16 protein-coding genes and 3 pseudogenes are annotated in these 19162 nt (G+C 56.6%); 14 read left to right on the top strand and 5 right to left on the bottom strand.

The features are described 5' to 3' along the window. The first annotated feature begins 52 nt into the window (after positions 1-52). Together JCM13996_RS02335 and JCM13996_RS02330 are read left to right on the top strand one after the other, a co-directional pair. Positions 53-757 (top strand): tRNA (adenine(22)-N(1))-methyltransferase, encoded by a 705-nt coding sequence (locus tag JCM13996_RS02335; RefSeq protein WP_054749444.1) that lies wholly within the window; start codon positions 53-55, stop codon positions 755-757. Further along, positions 754-1548 carry a Nif3-like dinuclear metal center hexameric protein gene (locus JCM13996_RS02330; protein WP_054749443.1) on the top strand — a complete coding sequence of 265 codons (795 nt, stop codon included), beginning with the start codon at positions 754-756 and terminating at the stop codon, positions 1546-1548. The genes JCM13996_RS02335 and JCM13996_RS02330 overlap by 4 nt, the downstream gene beginning before the upstream one ends. 114 nt (positions 1549-1662) lie before the next feature. Here the strand turns inward: JCM13996_RS02330 and JCM13996_RS02325 are convergent, their stop codons facing one another. Further along, positions 1663-2397 (bottom strand): DUF554 domain-containing protein, encoded by a 735-nt coding sequence (locus JCM13996_RS02325; protein WP_054749442.1) that lies wholly within the window; start codon positions 2395-2397, stop codon positions 1663-1665. 272 nt (positions 2398-2669) lie between these two features. Between JCM13996_RS02325 and JCM13996_RS02320 the strand changes: the two genes are divergently transcribed. The 5 genes from JCM13996_RS02320 (at position 2670) to lpdD (ending at position 6482) form a co-directional block, all read left to right on the top strand. Beyond that, complete coding sequence (locus JCM13996_RS02320; RefSeq protein ID WP_054749441.1) at positions 2670-3278, top strand: LysR family transcriptional regulator; 609 nt, start codon at positions 2670-2672, stop codon at positions 3276-3278. Next, positions 3250-3564: a LysR family transcriptional regulator substrate-binding protein gene (locus tag JCM13996_RS12230; RefSeq protein ID WP_054749440.1), complete on the top strand. Its 315-nt coding sequence runs from the start codon at positions 3250-3252 to the stop codon at positions 3562-3564. The genes JCM13996_RS02320 and JCM13996_RS12230 overlap by 29 nt, the downstream gene beginning before the upstream one ends. A gap of 123 nt (positions 3565-3687) precedes the next feature. Further along, positions 3688-5166: a UbiD family decarboxylase gene (locus tag JCM13996_RS02310; RefSeq protein WP_054749439.1), complete on the top strand. Its 1479-nt coding sequence runs from the start codon at positions 3688-3690 to the stop codon at positions 5164-5166. A gap of 204 nt (positions 5167-5370) precedes the next feature. Next, on the top strand, positions 5371-6048 hold the full coding sequence (locus JCM13996_RS02305; protein ID WP_500778406.1) for a UbiX family flavin prenyltransferase: 678 nt from the start codon (positions 5371-5373) through the stop codon (positions 6046-6048). Beyond that, positions 6045-6482 (top strand): prenylated flavin chaperone LpdD, encoded by a 438-nt coding sequence (gene lpdD, locus JCM13996_RS02300; protein WP_054749438.1) that lies wholly within the window; start codon positions 6045-6047, stop codon positions 6480-6482. The genes JCM13996_RS02305 and lpdD overlap by 4 nt, the downstream gene beginning before the upstream one ends. A 72-nt stretch (positions 6483-6554) precedes the next feature. Here lpdD and JCM13996_RS02295 read toward each other — a convergent pair. Continuing rightward, positions 6555-7979, bottom strand: a pseudogene (locus JCM13996_RS02295) (C69 family dipeptidase). Positions 7980-8195: 216 nt separating this feature from the next. On the opposite strand from JCM13996_RS02295, the gene thmT reads away from it, so the two are divergent. Genes thmT through JCM13996_RS02275 form a run of 4 tightly spaced genes read left to right on the top strand, consistent with a single transcriptional unit; the run spans position 8196 to position 11463 of the window. Next, a complete protein-coding gene (gene thmT, locus JCM13996_RS02290) occupies positions 8196-8384 on the top strand; it encodes a 2-hydroxymuconate tautomerase (RefSeq protein ID WP_054749437.1) in 189 nt (62 codons plus the stop codon). Positions 8385-8386: 2 nt separating this feature from the next. Then, positions 8387-9121, top strand: coding sequence for a class I SAM-dependent methyltransferase (locus JCM13996_RS02285; RefSeq protein WP_054749436.1), 735 nt, complete (start codon positions 8387-8389; stop codon positions 9119-9121). A 31-nt stretch (positions 9122-9152) separates the two neighbouring features. After that, on the top strand, positions 9153-10133 hold the full coding sequence (locus JCM13996_RS02280) for an ABC transporter permease (protein WP_054749435.1): 981 nt from the start codon (positions 9153-9155) through the stop codon (positions 10131-10133). Next, a complete protein-coding gene (locus JCM13996_RS02275) occupies positions 10120-11463 on the top strand; it encodes an RsmB/NOP family class I SAM-dependent RNA methyltransferase (protein ID WP_054749434.1) in 1344 nt (447 codons plus the stop codon). Before JCM13996_RS02280 ends, JCM13996_RS02275 begins: the two co-directional genes overlap by 14 nt. 278 nt (positions 11464-11741) lie before the next feature. Here JCM13996_RS02275 and fni read toward each other — a convergent pair. The 3 genes and pseudogenes from fni to mvk all read right to left on the bottom strand — a co-directional run bounded on the left by fni (position 11742) and on the right by mvk (position 14737). After that, a pseudogene (fni, locus tag JCM13996_RS02270) lies at positions 11742-12796 on the bottom strand (type 2 isopentenyl-diphosphate Delta-isomerase). 6 nt (positions 12797-12802) lie between these two features. Further along, positions 12803-13785, bottom strand: a pseudogene (gene mvaD / locus JCM13996_RS02265) (diphosphomevalonate decarboxylase). After that, complete coding sequence (gene mvk, locus JCM13996_RS02260; RefSeq protein ID WP_162205162.1) at positions 13778-14737, bottom strand: mevalonate kinase; 960 nt, start codon at positions 14735-14737, stop codon at positions 13778-13780. Before mvk ends, mvaD begins: the two are co-directional and overlap by 8 nt. 229 nt (positions 14738-14966) lie before the next feature. Here mvk and JCM13996_RS02255 point away from each other — a divergent pair, with 229 nt between their 5' ends. The 3 genes from JCM13996_RS02255 to JCM13996_RS02245 are packed head-to-tail and all read left to right on the top strand — an operon-like array spanning position 14967 to position 19098. After that, on the top strand, positions 14967-17099 hold the full coding sequence (locus JCM13996_RS02255) for a PD-(D/E)XK nuclease family protein (protein ID WP_054749433.1): 2133 nt from the start codon (positions 14967-14969) through the stop codon (positions 17097-17099). Beyond that, on the top strand, positions 17060-18454 hold the full coding sequence (locus JCM13996_RS02250; protein ID WP_054749432.1) for a PD-(D/E)XK nuclease family protein: 1395 nt from the start codon (positions 17060-17062) through the stop codon (positions 18452-18454). Before JCM13996_RS02255 ends, JCM13996_RS02250 begins: the two co-directional genes overlap by 40 nt. Positions 18455-18459: 5 nt before the next feature. After that, positions 18460-19098 (top strand): UvrD-helicase domain-containing protein, encoded by a 639-nt coding sequence (locus tag JCM13996_RS02245; protein ID WP_054749431.1) that lies wholly within the window; start codon positions 18460-18462, stop codon positions 19096-19098. Positions 19099-19162 lie beyond the last annotated feature (64 nt).

Genomic DNA, 19162 nt, shown 5'->3' with positions numbered 1-19162 from the left:
CCGTGTAGTGTATACTAGGCTTATCTAGTGACACTTCCGGAGGAGATTTTTTTTGACTAATCAGACAGTACACCTTAGTAAACGTCTTGCGGCCATCGCCGCGTTTGTGGATTCCGATGCGCGGGTGGCGGATATCGGGACTGACCACGCGTTATTGCCCATCGCGTTGGTGCAGGCCCACCAAGCCAACTTTGTGGTCGCCAGTGATATCGGTGCTGGGCCAGTCGGCATCGCACGCAAAAACGTGGCGGCGCATGGCCTGACGGCACAACAAATTGACGTGCGTCAAGCTGATGGCCTCGCTGGCTTAAGCCTGAATGACGGCCTGGATACCATTATTATTGCCGGAATGGGTGGCGAGTTAATTTGCAAAATCCTCACGGCGGGGCAGACGCACCTGGACGGTACCGAAACGCTGATTCTCAGCCCACACCGTGACGAAAATTTGGTCCGCCAGTGGTTGGCCGACCATCAGTGCGCAATTTTACAGGAGGCCATTTTGACCGACGAGGGCCACACGTATGAAATTATCGTGGCGGGTCAATCACAGCCAGCGGTGCAGTACGATGCCGCCGACATTTTGTGTGGACCATTCTTGCGCCGCGAACGTAACGCTGCATTTGTTGCGAAGTGGACCCGGCGTGAACGTAAGCTCAAGGGCATCATCGCCAGTATGGCCGCCGCCCAACAGCCGGTGGAAACGCAACTAGCCGCTGCCCGTAAGGAACTGCAGATTATTCAGGAGGTGCTCGCATGACCAGTGCGCAGACGATTATTGACCGGTTTGAACAGTTTGCACCGCTGAACCTGGCGCTACCCGATGATCCCAGTGGTTGGCAAATCGGGGACCCACAAGTCGACGTGCAAGGTGTGTTTGTGACGTTGGATGTGCGTCCCGCAACGGTAGCCGCCGCGGTGGCCGCGGGGTGTAACCTGATTGTGGCGCATCACCCGGCCGTCTTCCACGCGCCACACAACTTGGTGTTTACGGATCCGCAGGTTGCTATGTACGGCGACATTATTCGCCATGGTATCACGGTATACGGAGCGCATACGAGTCTGGACAACGCCCACCCCGGCATGAATGACTGGCTGGCCACTGCACTCGGGTTGACGCAGGTCCAGCCGCTACGGCTAGCTGGGGAGTTGGACGGTATGGGTTGTATCGGCCAACTTCCCGCACCAATGAAGCTGGCCGACTTTGTGCGTCAAGCCAAAGGAGCGCTGGAATTCGAGCATGGGCGCTTAATTGCCCGGGACCCACAGCGGACTATTCAAACCGTGGCGGTCCTTGGTGGTAGTGGTAGTGCAGCCGCGGTGGGGACGCAAGCCGCCGGGGCGGATATTCTGGTCACGGGTGACGTAACCTACCATACGGGACACGACATTCTGGCGCGCGACTTTGCCGTCCTGGATGCGGGCCACCACATCGAACACATCATGGCTGCCCGCGTGGCGGACCTGTTGCGGCAGTGGAACGACCAGGCGCGGTGGCACGTAACCGTGCACGCCAACACGATTAGTACGGATCCGTTTACTTTCGTCTAGTGCGTAGGTAAACGCGGCGTGATGCCTGCTTTCCTGCACCAAGGCACGCCGTTGTAACCAAAAAGCCGCCAACTACACGTTGACGGCTTTTATGCACACATTAAACTGGTCAAACTATTTCAGTAGTGGGGCAATCCAGTTCGTCCACGCCCAACTGACGGGCATAGCGAAGACCATTGCCGGAATCATATCGGCGGTCGGGAACATCTTGACTTGCACCATCCGGAAACCGGTGGCCAACATCAGGAAACCACCAGCAGCCTTGAAGTCGGCGATCATTGCTGGGGTGGTCAGTGGGAACACGTAGCCCGCAATCAAGTACAGAATGAACAAGACGATAAATTGCGGGATTGCAATCACTGACACCACGGCACCCAAGTTCGTCGCAAAGATGGCGGCGGTAAAGAAGTCCAGGATAGCCTTGGAAATCAGGATGGACGCATCACCGGTCATCCCTTCAGTCAGGGCACCATAGATCCCGGTACCACTGGCACAGAAGAGCACGATGATGGTCACAACACTGGCCATAAATTCTTCCCGCGACATCTCGCCGTTTTCACTACCGTGGATGAACTTAGAAATACCGCGCTGCATCAACGCCGCACCTTTGTTCACACCGTCACCGAAGTGAATTACTAACCCAAACCCGGTACCGATAATCAAAGCAAAGATAACCGCGGGCATGTTCTTCATTGGGGCGATGGCATAAATCCCCATCCCCATGGAACACGCACCAAAGATCATGTTGATCTGCTTCTTAAAGTTTTCGGACATGTACTTGCCCGCAATGGTACCAAATATACCGCCGACTAAAACCGACAGTGCATCGATAATTACACCAATTGGCATAATTCGAGGCCTCCTTTAAATGTTGAAGTACGCGGCGCGGGGAAGACCTCCCACGTGACCTGTAGGTACGTCGATTCAGAACTCGGCTCGCAACCACGCCTTATGAGTAGTAGTGCTCATACGGTAGACACGGGCCCAGCCCGTGGCAACGTTGAATAGTCTACAATGCGACATAGTTCGGAAACAATTCAGTTTTATGGTAAAGTTATTCGCAAATGGAATACCAGTGACGCATACCACTGGGGAATACTAGATTGAAAGTGAGGGTGTCTATGGACATTCGTAAATTACGGACCTTTGTTAATTTGGCCCACACCTTAAACTATACGGAAACCGCCGCGGCGTTGTTTACCACCCAAGCCACCGTGTCAAAACACATCCTCTCGATGGAAAAAGAATTAGAAACGCAGCTCTTCGTGCGGGCGCACCGCACCATCACGTTGACCCCTGCGGGCACGACGGTATTGCAGTACGCCCGGAACATTTTGAACAATTACGATGAAATGACGCGTCAACTCAACGTGGACCGCGACGTGGCAAATCAAACACTCAACATTCGTGCCATTCCGTCCGTGTCCGATTACCGTGCGCTGGGCATGATTACTGAATTTCAGCGGGCCAACCCTGATATCGAATTACACTTCACGGAGGGGGAAAGTTATGCCCTCTTACCGTCATTAGATGACGGCACGAGTGACATCGTGTTTTTGCGCACCTTTGTGGACCACCAGACGGACTACGCCATGATTACGGGTGAGGTGGACCACTTCGTCGCCGTGGTACCGGATACTAGTGAACTCGCCACGGCTAAGCACATCAGCGTGAGCCAGTTGCGCGGGCAAAATTTTTTTGATGCTGGGCAAGGAAACCAACCTCTTTAGCCCGATCATGCGGTTGGTTCGTGACGCCGACTTTAGTCCGACCATTACCTATGAAGGACAACGCATCGACTTGGTCTTGCAACTCGTTAACAAGGGGATGGGGGTATCCATCATGATGAACAAGACCGTGCGAACGGAGGATTATCCGCACGTCGTGAAAATTCCTTTAGATGAAAAAGTTGTCAGTCATTTAGCCTTCGTGCGGCGCCGTGTGGGACCACACTCACAGGCCAGCGACCGGTTTTGGCGTTACGCAGAACAACACCGCCAGGATTACGCTGAGTAACGAGCTACGGCCATTATTCCAATCCGGAATAAGCGGGTTGCCAAGATGAATTGTTCGGTTGATGATGCGGGCAGATAATAACCAGTGCAAACAGCAAAACATTCCATTTTGGAGGCAAAGAGTATGACCACAAAGAAATACGATTTGCGTTCAGCCCTCGAAGAACTGAAGGCCATGCCAGGTCAGTACCTGGAGACCAACAAAGAAATCGACCCTGAAGCGCAACTAGCCGGCGTTTACCGTTATATCGGTGCCGGTGGGACCGTGAAGCGGCCCACTAAGGAAGGTCCAGCCATGATGTTCAACAACGTCAAGGGCTTCCCGCACTCACGGGTGCTCATCGGGGTACTGGCCAGTCGTCGTCGTGTTGGTGCCTTGATGCACCAGGACTGGCACAACTTGGGCCACGTGCTCAACGAAGCTGTCAAGACACCAATTCAGCCCGTGACCGTGGGTAAGGCCGATGCGCCCGCCCAAGAAGTCGTACACCTGGCTACCGACGATGACTTTGACATCCGGACCCTGCTGGCCGCACCGACCAACACACCCGACGATGCCGGCCCATACATCACGATGGGGGTTGTCCGTGGGTCTTCGCCTGATGGTACCCAGCACGACGTGACCATTCACCGGATGGTGCTGGAAGACAAGGACACCATTGGGATGTACATCATGCCGGGTGGCCGTCACATCGGCGCCTTCCTGAAGGAATACGAAGCCAAGAACGAACCAATGCCAATTACTATTTCGATTGGTTTGGACCCAATCGTCCCAATTGCCACGACCTTTGAGCCGCCGACCACACCACTTGGTTACGACGAACTCTCAATTGCCGGTTCGCTGCGTCAGCAGGCTGTCGAACTGGTTGATGGGGTAGCTGTTCACGAACAGGGAATCGCCCGTGCTGAATGGATCGTGGAAGCGGAAATCATGCCTAACACGTCCATGCAGGAAGACATCAACACGAACTCCGGCTTTGCCATGCCAGAATTCCCTGGCTACAACGGTCAGGCTAACCCGGCCGTGCACGTAGTGAAGATCAAGGCCGTGACGCACCGGAAGGACAACCCAATCGTGCAGACCACGATTGGTCCATCCGAGGAACACGTCTCTATGGCCGGGATCCCGACGGAAGCATCCATCCTGAACCTGGTCGACAACGCTATTCCTGGCGTGGTCACGAACGTTTACAACCCGCCAGCTGGTGGTGGTAAGCTGATGACCATCATGCAGATTCACAAGGATAGTGATAACGACGATGGGATTCAACGTCAGGCAGCCCTATTGGCTTTCTCCGCGTTCAAGGAACTCAAGACGGTCATCCTGGTTGATGAAGATGTCGACATCTTTGATTGGAACGACGTTATGTGGACCATCAACACCCGGTTCCAGGCCGACATGGATATCCAGGTATTGACGGGCTTACGGAACCACCCGCTGGACCCATCCGAACGTCCTGAATACGACCCGAAGTCGATCCGGACACGGGGGATGAGCTCCAAGTTGATCCTCGACGGTACCTACCCACACGACATGAAGGACCAGTTCCAGCGGGCACCATTCATGGAAGTGGCCAACTGGGAAGACTGGACCAAAGAATAACTTGACCACGCAACAAATAACCGTTAACAAATGAACGTCGCGCGGCGTGTTGTTTGGTGGCCCCACCTTTGTGGATTCACCAAACAATCGGCAGTGCGCAGAAGCTATTGCTAACCCGAGCGGGTGAGCAGTAGCTTCTTTGCACATGACCGGCACGCTGCGTCTACATAAAATACCGGCGTGCGTTGGGATGACGGTGCTGGTATGATTAAGATAACGAGTGTAGTTGGTCCCACTGCGACCGGTAGCACTCATTCAAAGGAGCGCATCAACATGAAGAAAATCGTTATTGGGGTTTCGGGTGCATCAGGCACCATCTACGCGTTATCATTACTGGCAGCTTTGCACGCCGAACCCGACGTGGAAACCCACCTCGTGATGAGTAAGTGGGCTCGGGAAAACCTGTCCGTCGAGGGTACCGGCTACACGTTGACCGACGTCGAGCAGTTGGCGGATTATACGTACAATCCCAACGACATGGGCGCCACTATTGCCAGCGGCAGTTTTATGCATGACGGCATGGTCATTGTGCCTGCCAGCATGAAGACCATCGCCGCGGTGGCGACCGGGCTGGGTGACAACCTGATTGCTCGGGCGGCTGACGTGACCTTGAAGGAGCGGCGTCAGTTGATTGTTGTGCCGCGTGAATCACCGTTTAACCAGATTCACCTGGAAAACATGCTCAAGTTGAGTCGAATGGGCGTGGAAATTATTCCCCCGATTCCGGCCTTTTACAACCGCCCCAAGACTATTGATGACTTGATCAACCACAACACGATGAAGTTGTTGGACCACCTGCACATCCGTAATGACGCCGGTGACCGGTGGCAGGGGTTAGCTGCAGCTAAGCAAGCCGCAAAAAAAGGAGGCCCAGAACCGTGACTAAACTGGGAGAGAGTATTACCTTTAGTGTCACCATGGAAGACTACACGATGTTCGCCGTCGTGGAACGCCAAAGTCAAGACCTGTTGATTCAACTGGTTGGTGGCGATGTGTTGCACTACGGCGTGGTGACCGCCGTCAGCCAGACGCAGGCCCCCCAAGACATCAACATGCCGAGTCGGCCGGGCCACGTCCACCAAGAACGGGTGCTGACCCACGCCCTGGCTAGCGTCATTCGGCCTGTACTGCAAAGTAACGCCTTCATCGTCAGCGGTATGCACGTTAACAGCATCACGCCGGCCCAAATGAAGGTGGCCACCAAAATGGCCCGGACTTTGGGTGAAGAGGTGCGGGACTGGATTGTGGCACATCCAGTCGCGAAGCCAGTGGAAACCTTTGCCCCTGGCCACCATCATGGCGACCACAAGCAATAAGCTGAATATGCCAAAGAAGCCTGAACGGTGTGTGCCGTTCAGGCTTCTTTGATTATTACATCAGTGCTGACGTTACAATTGTGGGTCCACCGTGAAGTTGAGTGGTGCGTCATCCGTGCTGTCACTCAACAGCCCCATAGTTAGGTCCCGCCAAGCGTGTGCCGCCAGTTCTGCGCGTTCCGCATTGCTACGGTTCGCCAGGACCGTCAGCGCGGTGTTGTCGGTGAGTTTGGCCGCAGCCACATCACTGGCGTGCAGGTGGGCAAGTAGCTGGGCCCACACAGTTTCTTGCGTTTTGACCATACGCGAACTGAACCGTTGCCAGTGGGCGTCAACCAATACTCCCGCCAACTTGTACTGCCAATACGCTGAATCCAAACTGGCGGGTAAGGCACCGCGCTGGTAGGAGTCGGGTGTGGTATCGGCACCAGCGTAGAAGCACGTACTGACTTTCAGCCGCAACGCCCATCGCCAACCAGTGAATATTCGCCACGGCCGCCGGTAAGTGCTGACGTAACTGCAGGACGTGGCTTTCTTGGGTCTTCGCCAAGCTGATGGGGCGATAGCGGTGTGCGTTCACGGGGTCGGGAATGCGCGCGACCGGGTCAAACGGGGTGTCCTGAAAGTGAGCCGACAAGACAGCCGCCGCATCCTCCACGCGTAGCGGACGGTCCGCTCGCATAATGAAAGGTTGGTCAAAACTTTCAGGATCGGAGCCTACCTGGCTGGGTGTCAGCAAGCGGTGGCCATCCCAGACCCGCGGATTATTGTACATCCGGTCCTGACTTGAACGCGTACCAAAAATTTGCCGCCAGTTAAACGGCGTGCCCGCCGTCCACAAGTGGTTGCTGGTTGCAAAGGCTAGTAAGCTTGCATCCAGAATGAAGTCGTCGCTGTCCGGATCCACGACCTGGATGCTCAGCTGGTTGGATGCTACGGCATAAGCGTCATCAGGAATGCGCTGTGCGAGCCAATGGTGACCGGTCGCAATCTCCATGTACCAGGCTTCATGATTGTCAGCAAATAAAATACCATTAGCTTCACCAGTACCATACTGCTCGATCAAGGCACCCAGCCGCTGCACGCCAGCCCGGCTGAGTCCACGTATGGCAGGACGATGGTGACCATTGCTTCTTCGTTGATTCCATGCTCAACAAAGGGGTCGTAACTCAACACCCGCGGGTTAGCGTAGGCACTTTCCGTGGCACTCATGGCGACCCCGGCCCCGTTGATGCCGTCCTCCTCAAACAGACCGTACTGGTCAGTCCATTCGGGCGTGGCAGTATACTGTTGGGCTGTCGCTGGCAACGGAATGGTGACCCCAGTCTCCTTAGAAGTGAAGGTGGGGCTATCAGTGCTAGTGCGCGCTGGGTGAACCACAAAGTGTTTGGGCCAAGAGGCCTTCGCATCCTCATTCCGGCCGATCATGACCGACCCGTCGGCGGATGCACCTTTACCAATTAAAATACTGGTACATGATGATCGTGGTTGTAGCATAACTTTACCTCGACTTTGCTGATAGATTAGACTAGATGCCTTTCATTATAGCGCAACGTCCCTAAAATCTGGAAAAGGGTAAAGCGTGTGCGCATAGGTCGCCAATACTAAACCACTTTAGTATAATAGTAGCTGATGTGGGTGTTGTCGCCATGACGATGCCCCAAATATGAGGAAAGTACGCGACGCTACTACGCGTTCGTAAGGGGTTAGGTCATGCCATTAGTACACATTGAGTTGGTTGCTGGTCGTAGCCAGGAACAGTTGAAGCAGTTAGTCCAGGACGTCACGGCCGCCGTAGTCAAAAACACCGGCGCACCGGCTGAACACGTGCACATCATTTTGAACGAAATGGCCAAGGATCGTTATGCGGTCGGTGGCGTGTTGAAGTCGGACGAACAGTAGGCATGGAGTACTGGCCACGATTACAGCGCCTCGTTGCCCGCTATCCTGACGTGACCGCGTTGCAAGCACAGTGGCGCGCGTGTTGCGCTACCCGCGACGCCATCATCCAGCACCAGCTCCCCGCGACGGGGTTGCCGCGTTTGGGGTTAGCCCCGACCGACTGGATGTTTCGCCCAACGTCAAATGCCCGGGAGTTGCGCGCAACCAGCCATTTGTTGACGCATTTTCGGTGGTACATTGCTTACCACTATGGCGTTTGGGCCTTCATTACGGCCGATTTGATGGACGCCTGGGTGCACGAATTTCCGCATTACCGTTACCTGGAAGTCGGGGCGGGTAATGGGCTGATTAGCTTTGGCTTACGGCAGCGGCACGTTCCGGTCATCTGCACTGATACCCTCAGTTGGACCCGGGAAAACGCAACGGGCCGGGCACCGTGGACCAAAGTCGAACCACTTGCTGCCAGTGCGGCCCTGTGGCGCTACGGTGATCAGGTTGACGCCGTCATCATGTCCTGGATGCCCGATAAGGATCCCAACGACGCAGCGTTATTGCGACAAATCCGCACCTATTTTCCCCACCTACACATTTTCTGTGTCGGTGAGCGGGCCGGACTGACAGATAGTCAACTATTTTGGTCGCTGGCGCACCGCACTGCGGATCGGCGCTTGCTCAAGTTGAATCGGTACCACCGGCAATTCGACGGTGTGAACGACAAGATCTATCTAATTTCGTAATTTTAGAACTAACTGACAAGGAGGCGTCGTCTTGCTTAGACACACCGTGGTCAACGTATTGCTCATTCTGCTAGCAGTTGCCGCCGGCTTGGTTTGGAGTGCGCGCGACCAGTCCGAGTACGCCGATATTTTGGACCACGGCGGCTTATCCGCCACGGCCCGTGTTTACCCCACCAAGAGTGGCGCGAAGATTAGTAGCGTGGTTTACGCGTTGGCACATAACCCCAAAATCGATAATATCCAGGTCCAGTTTGGTGTAAATAAAACCACCTCGTACATTTATGAAAAGGGACAGGTACAAAAATTACCATTGGATTCAGGCCAATTCTTTAGTACCGCTGACTACAATTCGACCATTCCCGTGGCCGTAGTTGGACGCACTGCGGCCGAGAACCTGTACGTTGGGAGTAACCAAAAATATTTGCAGGTGAACGGTCAGTACTTATCGGTTATTGGGGTAATTGGCAGTGATGCTAGTCCACGCCTGAACAACCATGTTTTTATCAATGCCTCAGCACGGGGCACGACTTACGACCCTGAACTCAAAAACGTCGAAGTGTTGGTGGATACCGACAATTGGCATAGCGTTAACGCACCGCTCAAGCGTATTTTAGGTGCCACTTCGTACCGGCATCTGTCCGCCGCCAAAACGCAGGTCAATAGTAACCGTGATCGGCATTTGGGCGTGTACCTGACCTACCTGGCGCTGATCACACTTGGTCTGGTTCTGGTCGCAGCGCTCAACGTGTGGTTGACACCGGCCATCAAGGTGGCTGCGGTCGACCGGCCATTGCGCTACCATTATCTCTTTAACATGGTGGGTAGTTACCTTCCCGGTGCCATTTTGGCACTGGCCGTGGGTACCGGAATCGCCTGGTGGCGTTTCTACATCACCAACTACATCCGGTTGGTGGGCAGCGCGCTGGTCATGCTGGCTATCTTCACAATTGCTAACCAGATACTGCTATATTGGCGACTGAAACGAAAGGAGCACACACGTGCAATTACCTGATGGCTTTGCAACTAAATACCGCGCACTTCTTGGTTCGGAGGCCGATGCGTTTCTCGCTACCTTTGACGAGCCTGCCACCACGGGGTTTCGCCTCAACCCGTTACGACCAGATCCCACCAACGTGGCACTGGATCTGCAAGCACCAATCAGTTATTCCCAGTGGGGGTACTACGGCAAAGTTGCTGGCAACGCGATCGACCACGTGAGCGGGTACGTGTACAGCCAAGAACCCAGTGCGCAAATCGTCGGGGCGGTGGCCAACGCGCAGCCCGGCCTGCGCGTATTAGACTTGTGCGCGGCACCCGGCGGTAAGTCCACCCACCTAGCCAGCACTATGGCCGGGCAGGGGCTGCTCGTTAGCAACGAGATCAACGCCGGACGAGCGCGCGTATTGAGCAGTAACTTGGAGCGATTCGGCGTGACCAACGCCATCGTGACGAACAACGATCCGGATACGCTCGCCCAAGCCTGGCCGGAAACCTTCGACATGATTTTGGTCGACGCACCGTGTTCCGGAGAGGGTATGTTTCGCAAGGATCATGATGCGGTCCAGTACTGGACGCCGACGTACAATGCGGAGTGTGCCACCCGGCAACGGGAGATTTTAGCGGCAACCGTTAAAATGTTGGCGCCAGGCGGAACGCTGGTGTACTCCACCTGCACCTTTGCGCCCGAGGAGGACGAACAGATCATTGCCTGGTTACTCCAACAGACAGACTTGCAGGTCGTACCGTTGGATCACCAGGGACCGCTACAACCCGCGCACCCAGAGTGGGCCGATGGCAACCCGGCAATTGCTGGCGCTGGGCGACTATGGCCACAAAGCCACCGTGGGGAAGGCCACTTTGTGGCTCGTCTGCAACGGCCGGGCACGTTACCCGCGCATGTTGCGGGCCGCAACCGGCTCCAGTTGCCGACACGCGACCAACAAACGTTGTGGCAGGAGTTTGCCGATGCTACGCTGACGGACGGCGCCATTACTGGCACGCTGGCGGTATTTGGCAATTACCTGTACGCTTTACCCGCTGACCTGCCGAACCTCAAGGGTGTGCGCGTCATCCACCCTGGCCTACAACTGGGTGAGTTTAAAAAGCGCCGGTTCGTACCAAGTCACAGCCTAGCGACCGCGTTACCACCGGCTACCTTCAAGACGGTAGTAGCGTTAACTGATGATGAATACCCGCGGTACCGCCACGGCGAAACCGTGCGACGTGCAGAGCCATCCGGCCGCCACTTTGTCCTGGTCACTAACCGGGGTAAAGGGTTTGCACTCGGCCACCTCGTGAACGGCACCGTCAAGAACCTGTTGCCCAAGGGGTTACGGGTTTAGCCCGCCAGCAACCTGATAGCGGCATGATTGACCACCAAAATACCTCTGAATCTACAAGTTGGATTCAGGGCGCTTTTGGTTGTCAAGCGGTGGGCAAACTGAGGCAAATTGTAATGCAAAAACGGCCACACTAGCGAAAACTCGTAGTGTGGCCGTTTTGGTTGTCTCATTGGATGAATTGATTGACATTTTCCAGACACTAGGCTTGGTGGTTGGACGTGTACAGGGTACGGTACTAAATTGAGTCCACCGCTAACTTTCTTTGTTCAACCATGACCTTATGGCATTGGCAGCCCCCGCTGCTCCAGGTAATTGCGCAGGGTCGGGCTGATCACAATAGGCACCGTGCGTAGCTCGTCCACGTTGTGCGCACCGAGTAATGCCATGATGCCGCGTACTTCATTGAGGAGGTGTTGCAGGCGGGTGGTCGTCTCATCCAGGTCCCCCCGGGTCAGCCAATGGAGAATCAATCCCGCAATGCCCACCACTTGAGCACCTAACCGTAAGGCCACGACCACGTCCAAGGCGGACCGCACGCCACCCGTTGCCCATAAGTGCAAGCTCTGTGCGTCATCACTTTGAGCCTCCAGAAGGGATTCAACCGTGGTTTGCCCAAAGTCGAATAAGTCGGTGAAGTCACCGGCCTGCTGTTGGTGACTACGGACATTTTCAATTTGGGCAAAGTCGGTGCCGCCACGGCCGCCGACATCGACGTACTGGACGCCCAGCCGGGCCAGCAGCGCAAAATCATGCTACGCATCCCCGCACCAACTTCCTTCACGATCAGCGGCACGTCGACGGCCGCGCGCATGTGCGCAATATTATCGGCCCAGTGGAAATCCCGGCCACCTTCCGGCATGACTAGTTCCTGGACGGCGTTCAGGTGGACTTCTAACATGTCGGCTCCCAGCGTGCTGACCGACGTTTGGGCCACCGCCACGGGCTTGTCCGCACCCACGTTAGCAATAACCACACCACGACTATTTTCGTCGCGCAGGGGGGTGAAAGTGGCGGCTTGTTCAGGCTCGACCGCTAAAATCGATTCGCTACCGCTGGCGACGGCTAAACCTGTGCGGACGGCTAGTTTGCCCAGTTGCGCGTTTAGTTTACCCGTGGTGGGTGAACCACCGGTCATCGCGTTGATCACCACGGGCCACTGCCACGTGTGACCGGCAATGGTCTGTACCAAATCAACGTCGGCGACCGCTAACTCGGGTAACGCTGGCCGCACGAAGCGTACGTCCTGAAACCCGGCACGAGCCTGCGCCTGAAAAAATTTTTCGGCTAAAAAGACGTGTTCGTCTTTGCGGTGAGATTGGACTGATTGCATCATTGCACCTCATTCTTCAGTTGTGGTCAGTATCCGCGCGGCGGGGCCGGGGGCGCACACGACCAGTTCATTATCCAGCTGTGCGCGTAACCCGGCAACGACCGCATCCACGTGGGTAGCGTCGGTCAATACCTTCACATTCGGGCCGGCGTCCATCGTGACGTATGCCGGCAACCCACCGGCACGGACTGCCCGCACGACGGCCCAGGCAGCCAAAGTGCCGGGGCAAAATACGTAAATGGTGGCTGGGCGGCAAGTGTTGCCCCGTGCATCATCAACGCGCTACGTTCCGTCAGTTCACCGATTTGCTCCAGGTCCCCAGCAGCTAGAGCGGCAACCATGGCCTGGCTATCCCGCTCCGCCGTGGCGGTAAAGACCGGGAAGTAGGGCGAAGTCGCTACGGTGCGGGCCATGCCGTTACGCGACGACACGTCCTTTTGCTGGGCGTCGATCAGGATGGCCACCATGCGTAAGTCCAGGTTGGGCGCCGTAGTTACGGGTTCCGCAAAACTAGACGCGTCGTCCGTCCCGCGATGCCAAATGACGGTACCGCCAAAAATTGAGCGGGTCGCCGAGCCGGAACCGCGCCGGGCCAACCGCGATAACGCGGTGGGGTCCAGGCTGAGGCCGGCCGCGCGACTAGCTGCTAGGGCCAGTGCCGCAAAGGCGGACGAAGAGCTGGCCAATCCTGCGGCGTTCGGCACGTGATTGGTTGAACTTACCCGTGCCGCACCGTGGATATGGGCCTGCTGGCGGACCAGGTCAAGAAAAGCGTGCACCCGGTGCGTTGCTGCCGCATCTTGGAGTCGACCGTCCAAAACAAACCGATCGGGCCCGGGCTGGTCAGTAAACCCGACCGTCGTGTCCGCATAAAAACGGTCGAGGGTCAGGGAAACGCTGCTGTTAGCGGGGAGAATCAGTTGCTGATCAGCTTTGCCCCAATATTTGATCAACGCAATGTTCGTGTGGGCGCGTGCTGTTACTTTAAGCATGTTTTGCCCCCTGATCGTCGTTAGCACCAAAGTCATGAATCCAGGTTTGTGGGGCGCCAGCCGCCTCTAACTGCTGGGCGACGTGCTGACCGGTCGCCATGTCGGGCGTCAGGGCGATAATACATCCACCCATACCACCGCCAGTCAGCTTGGTGCCGTAGCTACCAGCCGCATCGGCCACGGTGATCAGCCGGTCCAACACGGGGGTGCTGACACCTAGCCGCCGCAAATGCACTTGTGCGGCGGCCATGATCTTGCCCAAGGTGGGGACGTCCTGGTTGGTGATCGTCAAAGCCGCCTGCCGGGTCAATTGTCCCAATGCATGAATGGCCGTATTAGCCATGTCTGGATCCTGTTCGCGCAAGCGCGTGACAGCGGTGACAGCTGCCCGCGTCTGCCCCTGAATGCCGGAGTCTGCAATGACCAGGGCTCCTTGGTGTAACGATGCGATGGGGCGGGGTGCTTGGCCCTTAATGATCCACTGCGGATGGTCCGCGCTGGCCGTGGCCGCGTCGATGCCGCTGGGGTTACCGTGAATGATGTGCTCGCTCACGTCCGCCCACCGCAACACGGTGGCACGGTCAATGGCGGCCCCAAACGCATCGTAGAAGGCCCGAACAACGGCAATCGCCGTGGCCGCACTAGAGCCCATTCCGCGCTCCGGTGGTAGGTCACTAACAATATCCAGCACAAACGGCTGATCGATGGCATCAAAATTGTGTAGAAGTTGCCGCATCAGGGTGGCAATCCCGACAAAGTTAGTGTCAGCAGCCGCCGCTAAACTACCATTGTAGAAAGCGGAGGTCACCATTTGCCCATGCGCCGCCGGGGTCACAGTGGCGCGGAGCCGAATCGTCGGGATCGGTAGGGCAATGGCCGGTTCACCAAAGACGACGGCGTGCTCCCCAATCATGATAATTTTTGCGTGGCTAGTACCAGAACCCGTGTGCACAACAACTCACTCCATCCATTAATAATCTGTTCTCATTATAGCAGAAAGGTATCGCGACAGGCGGGGCAGGGGTGATAGACTAGAAGTCGAAGCCGCAACGCTCTCCTGACAGGCCTGACAGGCTTGCATGTTCACTCCCAAGTTGTTGCAAATCACCGTCACCATTGCGTACCAGTACATAATTATGCCCACACCCCGTTGAACGTATTAAACCCATGGAGGTATCACCATGCCACTACACTTTATTATTGGCCCGGCTACAGCCGATCACGACCGGGCGCTAATCGACCAGGTCGCCCAAACGTTACGGACCCATCCGGATGCGGACGTTTTGTATCTAGTGCCCAACCACATTAAGTTTGAATCCGAAGTCCAGGTCCTAGCAACATTGCACCAGCAGTTGCGACCGACCGACCGCGTCTTTGCCCAAAGCCGGCTGCAGGTCATGAGTTTTTCGCGGTTAGCGTGGTACTACCTCAACACTGACGCCATTTACCAGCAGCCACGGCTGACCCCAGCCGCGGCCGGAATGCGCGTGGCCAAAATCATGCGCAACCACGAGGACGAGCTGCGCATCTTTGCCGGTGAACGGAACCACCAGGGGTTTACCGCGCGCCTAGTACAACAGCTCAACGAACTCCAAATGGGTGGGGTCACCGCCGCTGATCTGGACGCCGCCCTCGCCACGATGCCTGCTAACGACCGGCACCTGCCCAAGTTACGGGATCTTGCCACCATCTTGCGGTACTACGAAGGCGACACCGTCAACACCACTAGCAACGCGGACCTGCTCCAGGCGCTGGCAGAGCACTTGCACCAACGTGATTTGACCAACACGTACGTTTTCATTAGCCACTTTAACGTTCTCGCGGCCCGTGAAGAAGCCATCGTGGTGGAGTTGATGCAGCGGGCCGCTGCGGTGCATGTTGCCATCACGACGGATCATGCCGCCACCACTGCGCCGACCGCACCCGACCTGTTTTTCCCGGGCAAGCGACTGTACTACCGCTTGTACCAGGCAGCACGCACCCACGGGGTGCCCGTACAAACGGACACGAGTGCGCCGGCCCGCCTGGTCGCCAGTGGGATTCATGCCACCGAACGCTACTGGATCAATGCCACGGCACTCAAAGACGTGCCGGTTGGGGACGACTTTACCGGGGTGCGCCTCGCCAAGGCGAGCGACCCGTACAGCGAATTACGCGCAGTGGCGCGGTCCATCCGGCAACGCGTTCAGCAAACCGGGGCCCGTTACGGTGACTTTCTGATTGTCGCCCGTCACCTCAAGCCCTATGAAACCATCCTCGAAGCGGTCGCGCATGAATTTGCGCTGCCCGTTTTTATCGACCATGAACGCGCGATGACCAACCACCCGCTGTTGGTGTTTATCGACAGCCTGTTTGGTATGCTCGCGCATAATTATGACTACCAAAATACGTTGCAACTACTACGGACGGAGTTGCTAGTGCCAGCGGGCATGCCCATCGCGACCTATCGGTATGACGTGGACGTAACTGAAAACCACATTTTGCGGACGGGAATGTACGGTTCACAGTGGGTGCAAGCCACTCCTTGGCAGTATTTCCGCGTGCATGCCAACCCCGACAACGACGACGGCCAGGTGAGTGAAGCCGACGCGGCCAACACGGCCCGCATCAACACCATTAAGGACCTGGTGGCCACCAACATTCCACCGTTCTTTCACGCACTGCACCAAGCCCAAACTGGGCGCGAGATGGCCACGGCCTTATACCAATTACTGACGACCAGCGGGGTGATCGACCAGTTGACGCTTTGGCGTGACGCCCAAAATGATGCGGGTAACCTCGTGCAAGCGCAGGCGGGGGAACAGGCTTGGCAAGTACTGTGTGATATTCTAGACGACTTTGTGGGCACGTGGGGTGACGAACCCACCACCGTCGAACAGTTTAACGAGATGATCGACGCCGGGTTCGCCAACGCCACCTACACGCAGATTCCCTCCACCTTGGACCAAGTGATCGTGTCGGAAACCGGGTTGACGCGGCGCCAGCACGCAAAGTATGTCTACGTTATTGGGGCCACGAGTACCGCAATGCCCGACGCCGTGACGGATAACAACCTTTTATCCAGCGACGACCGGCACGTATTAGCACCGTACCTGCCGGCGGGGACCTTTTTACCCGACGCGGGTGCTGACACCGCACTGACCGAACCGTTCCTGAATTACCTTGCGTTTGTTGAGGGTAGTCGGGAGCTGACCATCAGTTATCCGGTCCACAGTGATAGCGATAATGACCCCTCACCGTACGCAGTGGGACTACAAGCGGCAGGACACCTCCAGTGGACCATTTGGCAAGCCACCAACCCACGACGCCGTTGAGTGCCGTGGTGGGTACGCCGCGCAGCACCCTGACCGATGCGGTGCAAGTTGCGCGGCAACTACGCGACACCCACAACCACCTGGGAGCGGCCTGGCAACAAACGATTGATGCCATTGGGCAACACGGCTTGGCGGCGCTGTCAGCAAAGTTACTAGGTAGTCTGGATTACACCAACGCGGTGGGGCACCTGTCGCCGCAACTCGCGCACGCGTTGTATGGCAATCATCTCGAAGTGTCCATCTCCCGATTGGAATCGTTCTACCGGAACCCGTACGAATACTTCCTCAAGTACGGCCTGGGTCTCGCACCCCGGCCGGAGTTTGAATTAACACCGGCTGACACTGGGACGTTGTTCCACGCCGTCCTGGATGAGCTCAACCGCCAGGCTGCTGATGTTGGCGGCATCGATAATCTGACCGATGAACAACTGGACACCATGGTGCGGCAACTGGTCGCCGACCATAGTGGTCAGCCCGGCTTTGAAGTATTGACCAGTAGTCAGCGCATGTTGTTTATCCGCGACCTGTTGACGCGGTTGTTGACCCAATCTGCACGCGCGGTCCGCCACGAACAACAACGGTCCGGATTCAAAGTTCACGATACCGAGTTGACCTTTGGCTTTCCTGGTAAACCCCACGACCTACCGGCCATCCAGCTGCCGTTACCGGACCACCAGTCCGTGTTGGTCCGCGGCCGGATTGACCGGCTGGACACCATGATGTCCGCACCACAACCGGGGTTCGTGATCATTGACTACAAATCCAGTAAGCATTCGTTCAGTGCCCAGGACGCCTACTACGGGTTGGGGATGCAAATGCTAACGTACATTGACGCGGTGCTACGCGGATACGAGCCCCATTTGGCACCCGCTGCGGGGGTCTTCATGCACCTGCAAAACCCGCGGCTGAAATTCACACCGGAGCGCCAACCTGACTTAGCAGCGGCCTTCAAGCTGGACGGTTTGCTGGTCAACGGAACGGGGATCACCAACCTTGATACTGCGGTGACACCAGACCAGCCGGGAACATCGGACATTTTTCCGTTGAATTTCACCAAGGCCGGAAAGTTGGGCGCCCGCGTGAAGGCGGTCAGTGAACAACAGTTGGCCGACCTGCTTTGGCACAACGAACAGCTCATTATCGCCGCGGCCGCAGCTATTCTCGCCGGGCACCTCGAACTGGCACCGGCGCGGACCGACCAGCAGGCGACCGTCATCACCAGCAGCGACTACAGCGCCATCATGCAGTTTGATTCAACGTTACGCGACAACCGGTACCGGCAGTTGACGCCGATGTCGTTAGACGAAGTATTAGCTAAGCTAGCCCAGGAACGGGCCGCACAGCAGGAAGGGTAACCAACATGGCAAACTTTACAGCAAGTCAACGAGCCGCCATTACGCACCACGGGCATAACGTCCTCGTGTCAGCCTCCGCGGGTTCGGGTAAAACCACCGTCCTGGTGGAGCGGGTCCTCCAATCCGTGTTACAGGGACAAGACATTACGCGGCTGCTGGTCGTGACCTTCACTAACGCCGCGGCCGCCGAAATGAAGGACCGGATCACGACAGCCCTCAAGCACGAGCTCACGGCGCACCGCCAAGAGATGGACGACAGCACCCGTCACCATCTGGCACAACAAATTGGACTGGTGGCCAGTGCGCCAATCAGTACCATCGACGCCTTTGCCCTCCAAGTCGTGCAGCAATATTACTATACGATCGACCTCGATCCAGGCTTCCGCATTCTGGCGGACCCCACCGAAGCCATCATGATTCAGGAGGGGGTCTGGTCCGACCTGCGTGAGGTGTTCTTTAGCTCCGCATCGGCCGCACAATTTCGGGCCCTGAGCGCTAACTTTGGTACCGACCGCTCCGACGACCCACTCGGCGACCTGGTCATGCGCGTGTATGAATACGCGCAGACTACCACGGACCTGACGGTTGGATTGCGGGTCTCGCTGATAATTACGCGCACAATTTGGGGGCAGACGGGCCGTTAATGACCCAATTACGGCAGGCAGCAACCCCCATCATGACGCAGGTGGAGCAGCTGTTACGCCAAGC

Source organism: Lacticaseibacillus thailandensis DSM 22698 = JCM 13996 (assembly GCF_001312865.1).
Classification (GTDB): Bacteria; Bacillota; Bacilli; order Lactobacillales; family Lactobacillaceae; genus Lacticaseibacillus; species Lacticaseibacillus thailandensis.
The sequence above is the reverse complement of the archived record's forward strand: the minus strand, read 5'-3'. Positions and strand labels throughout refer to the sequence as shown.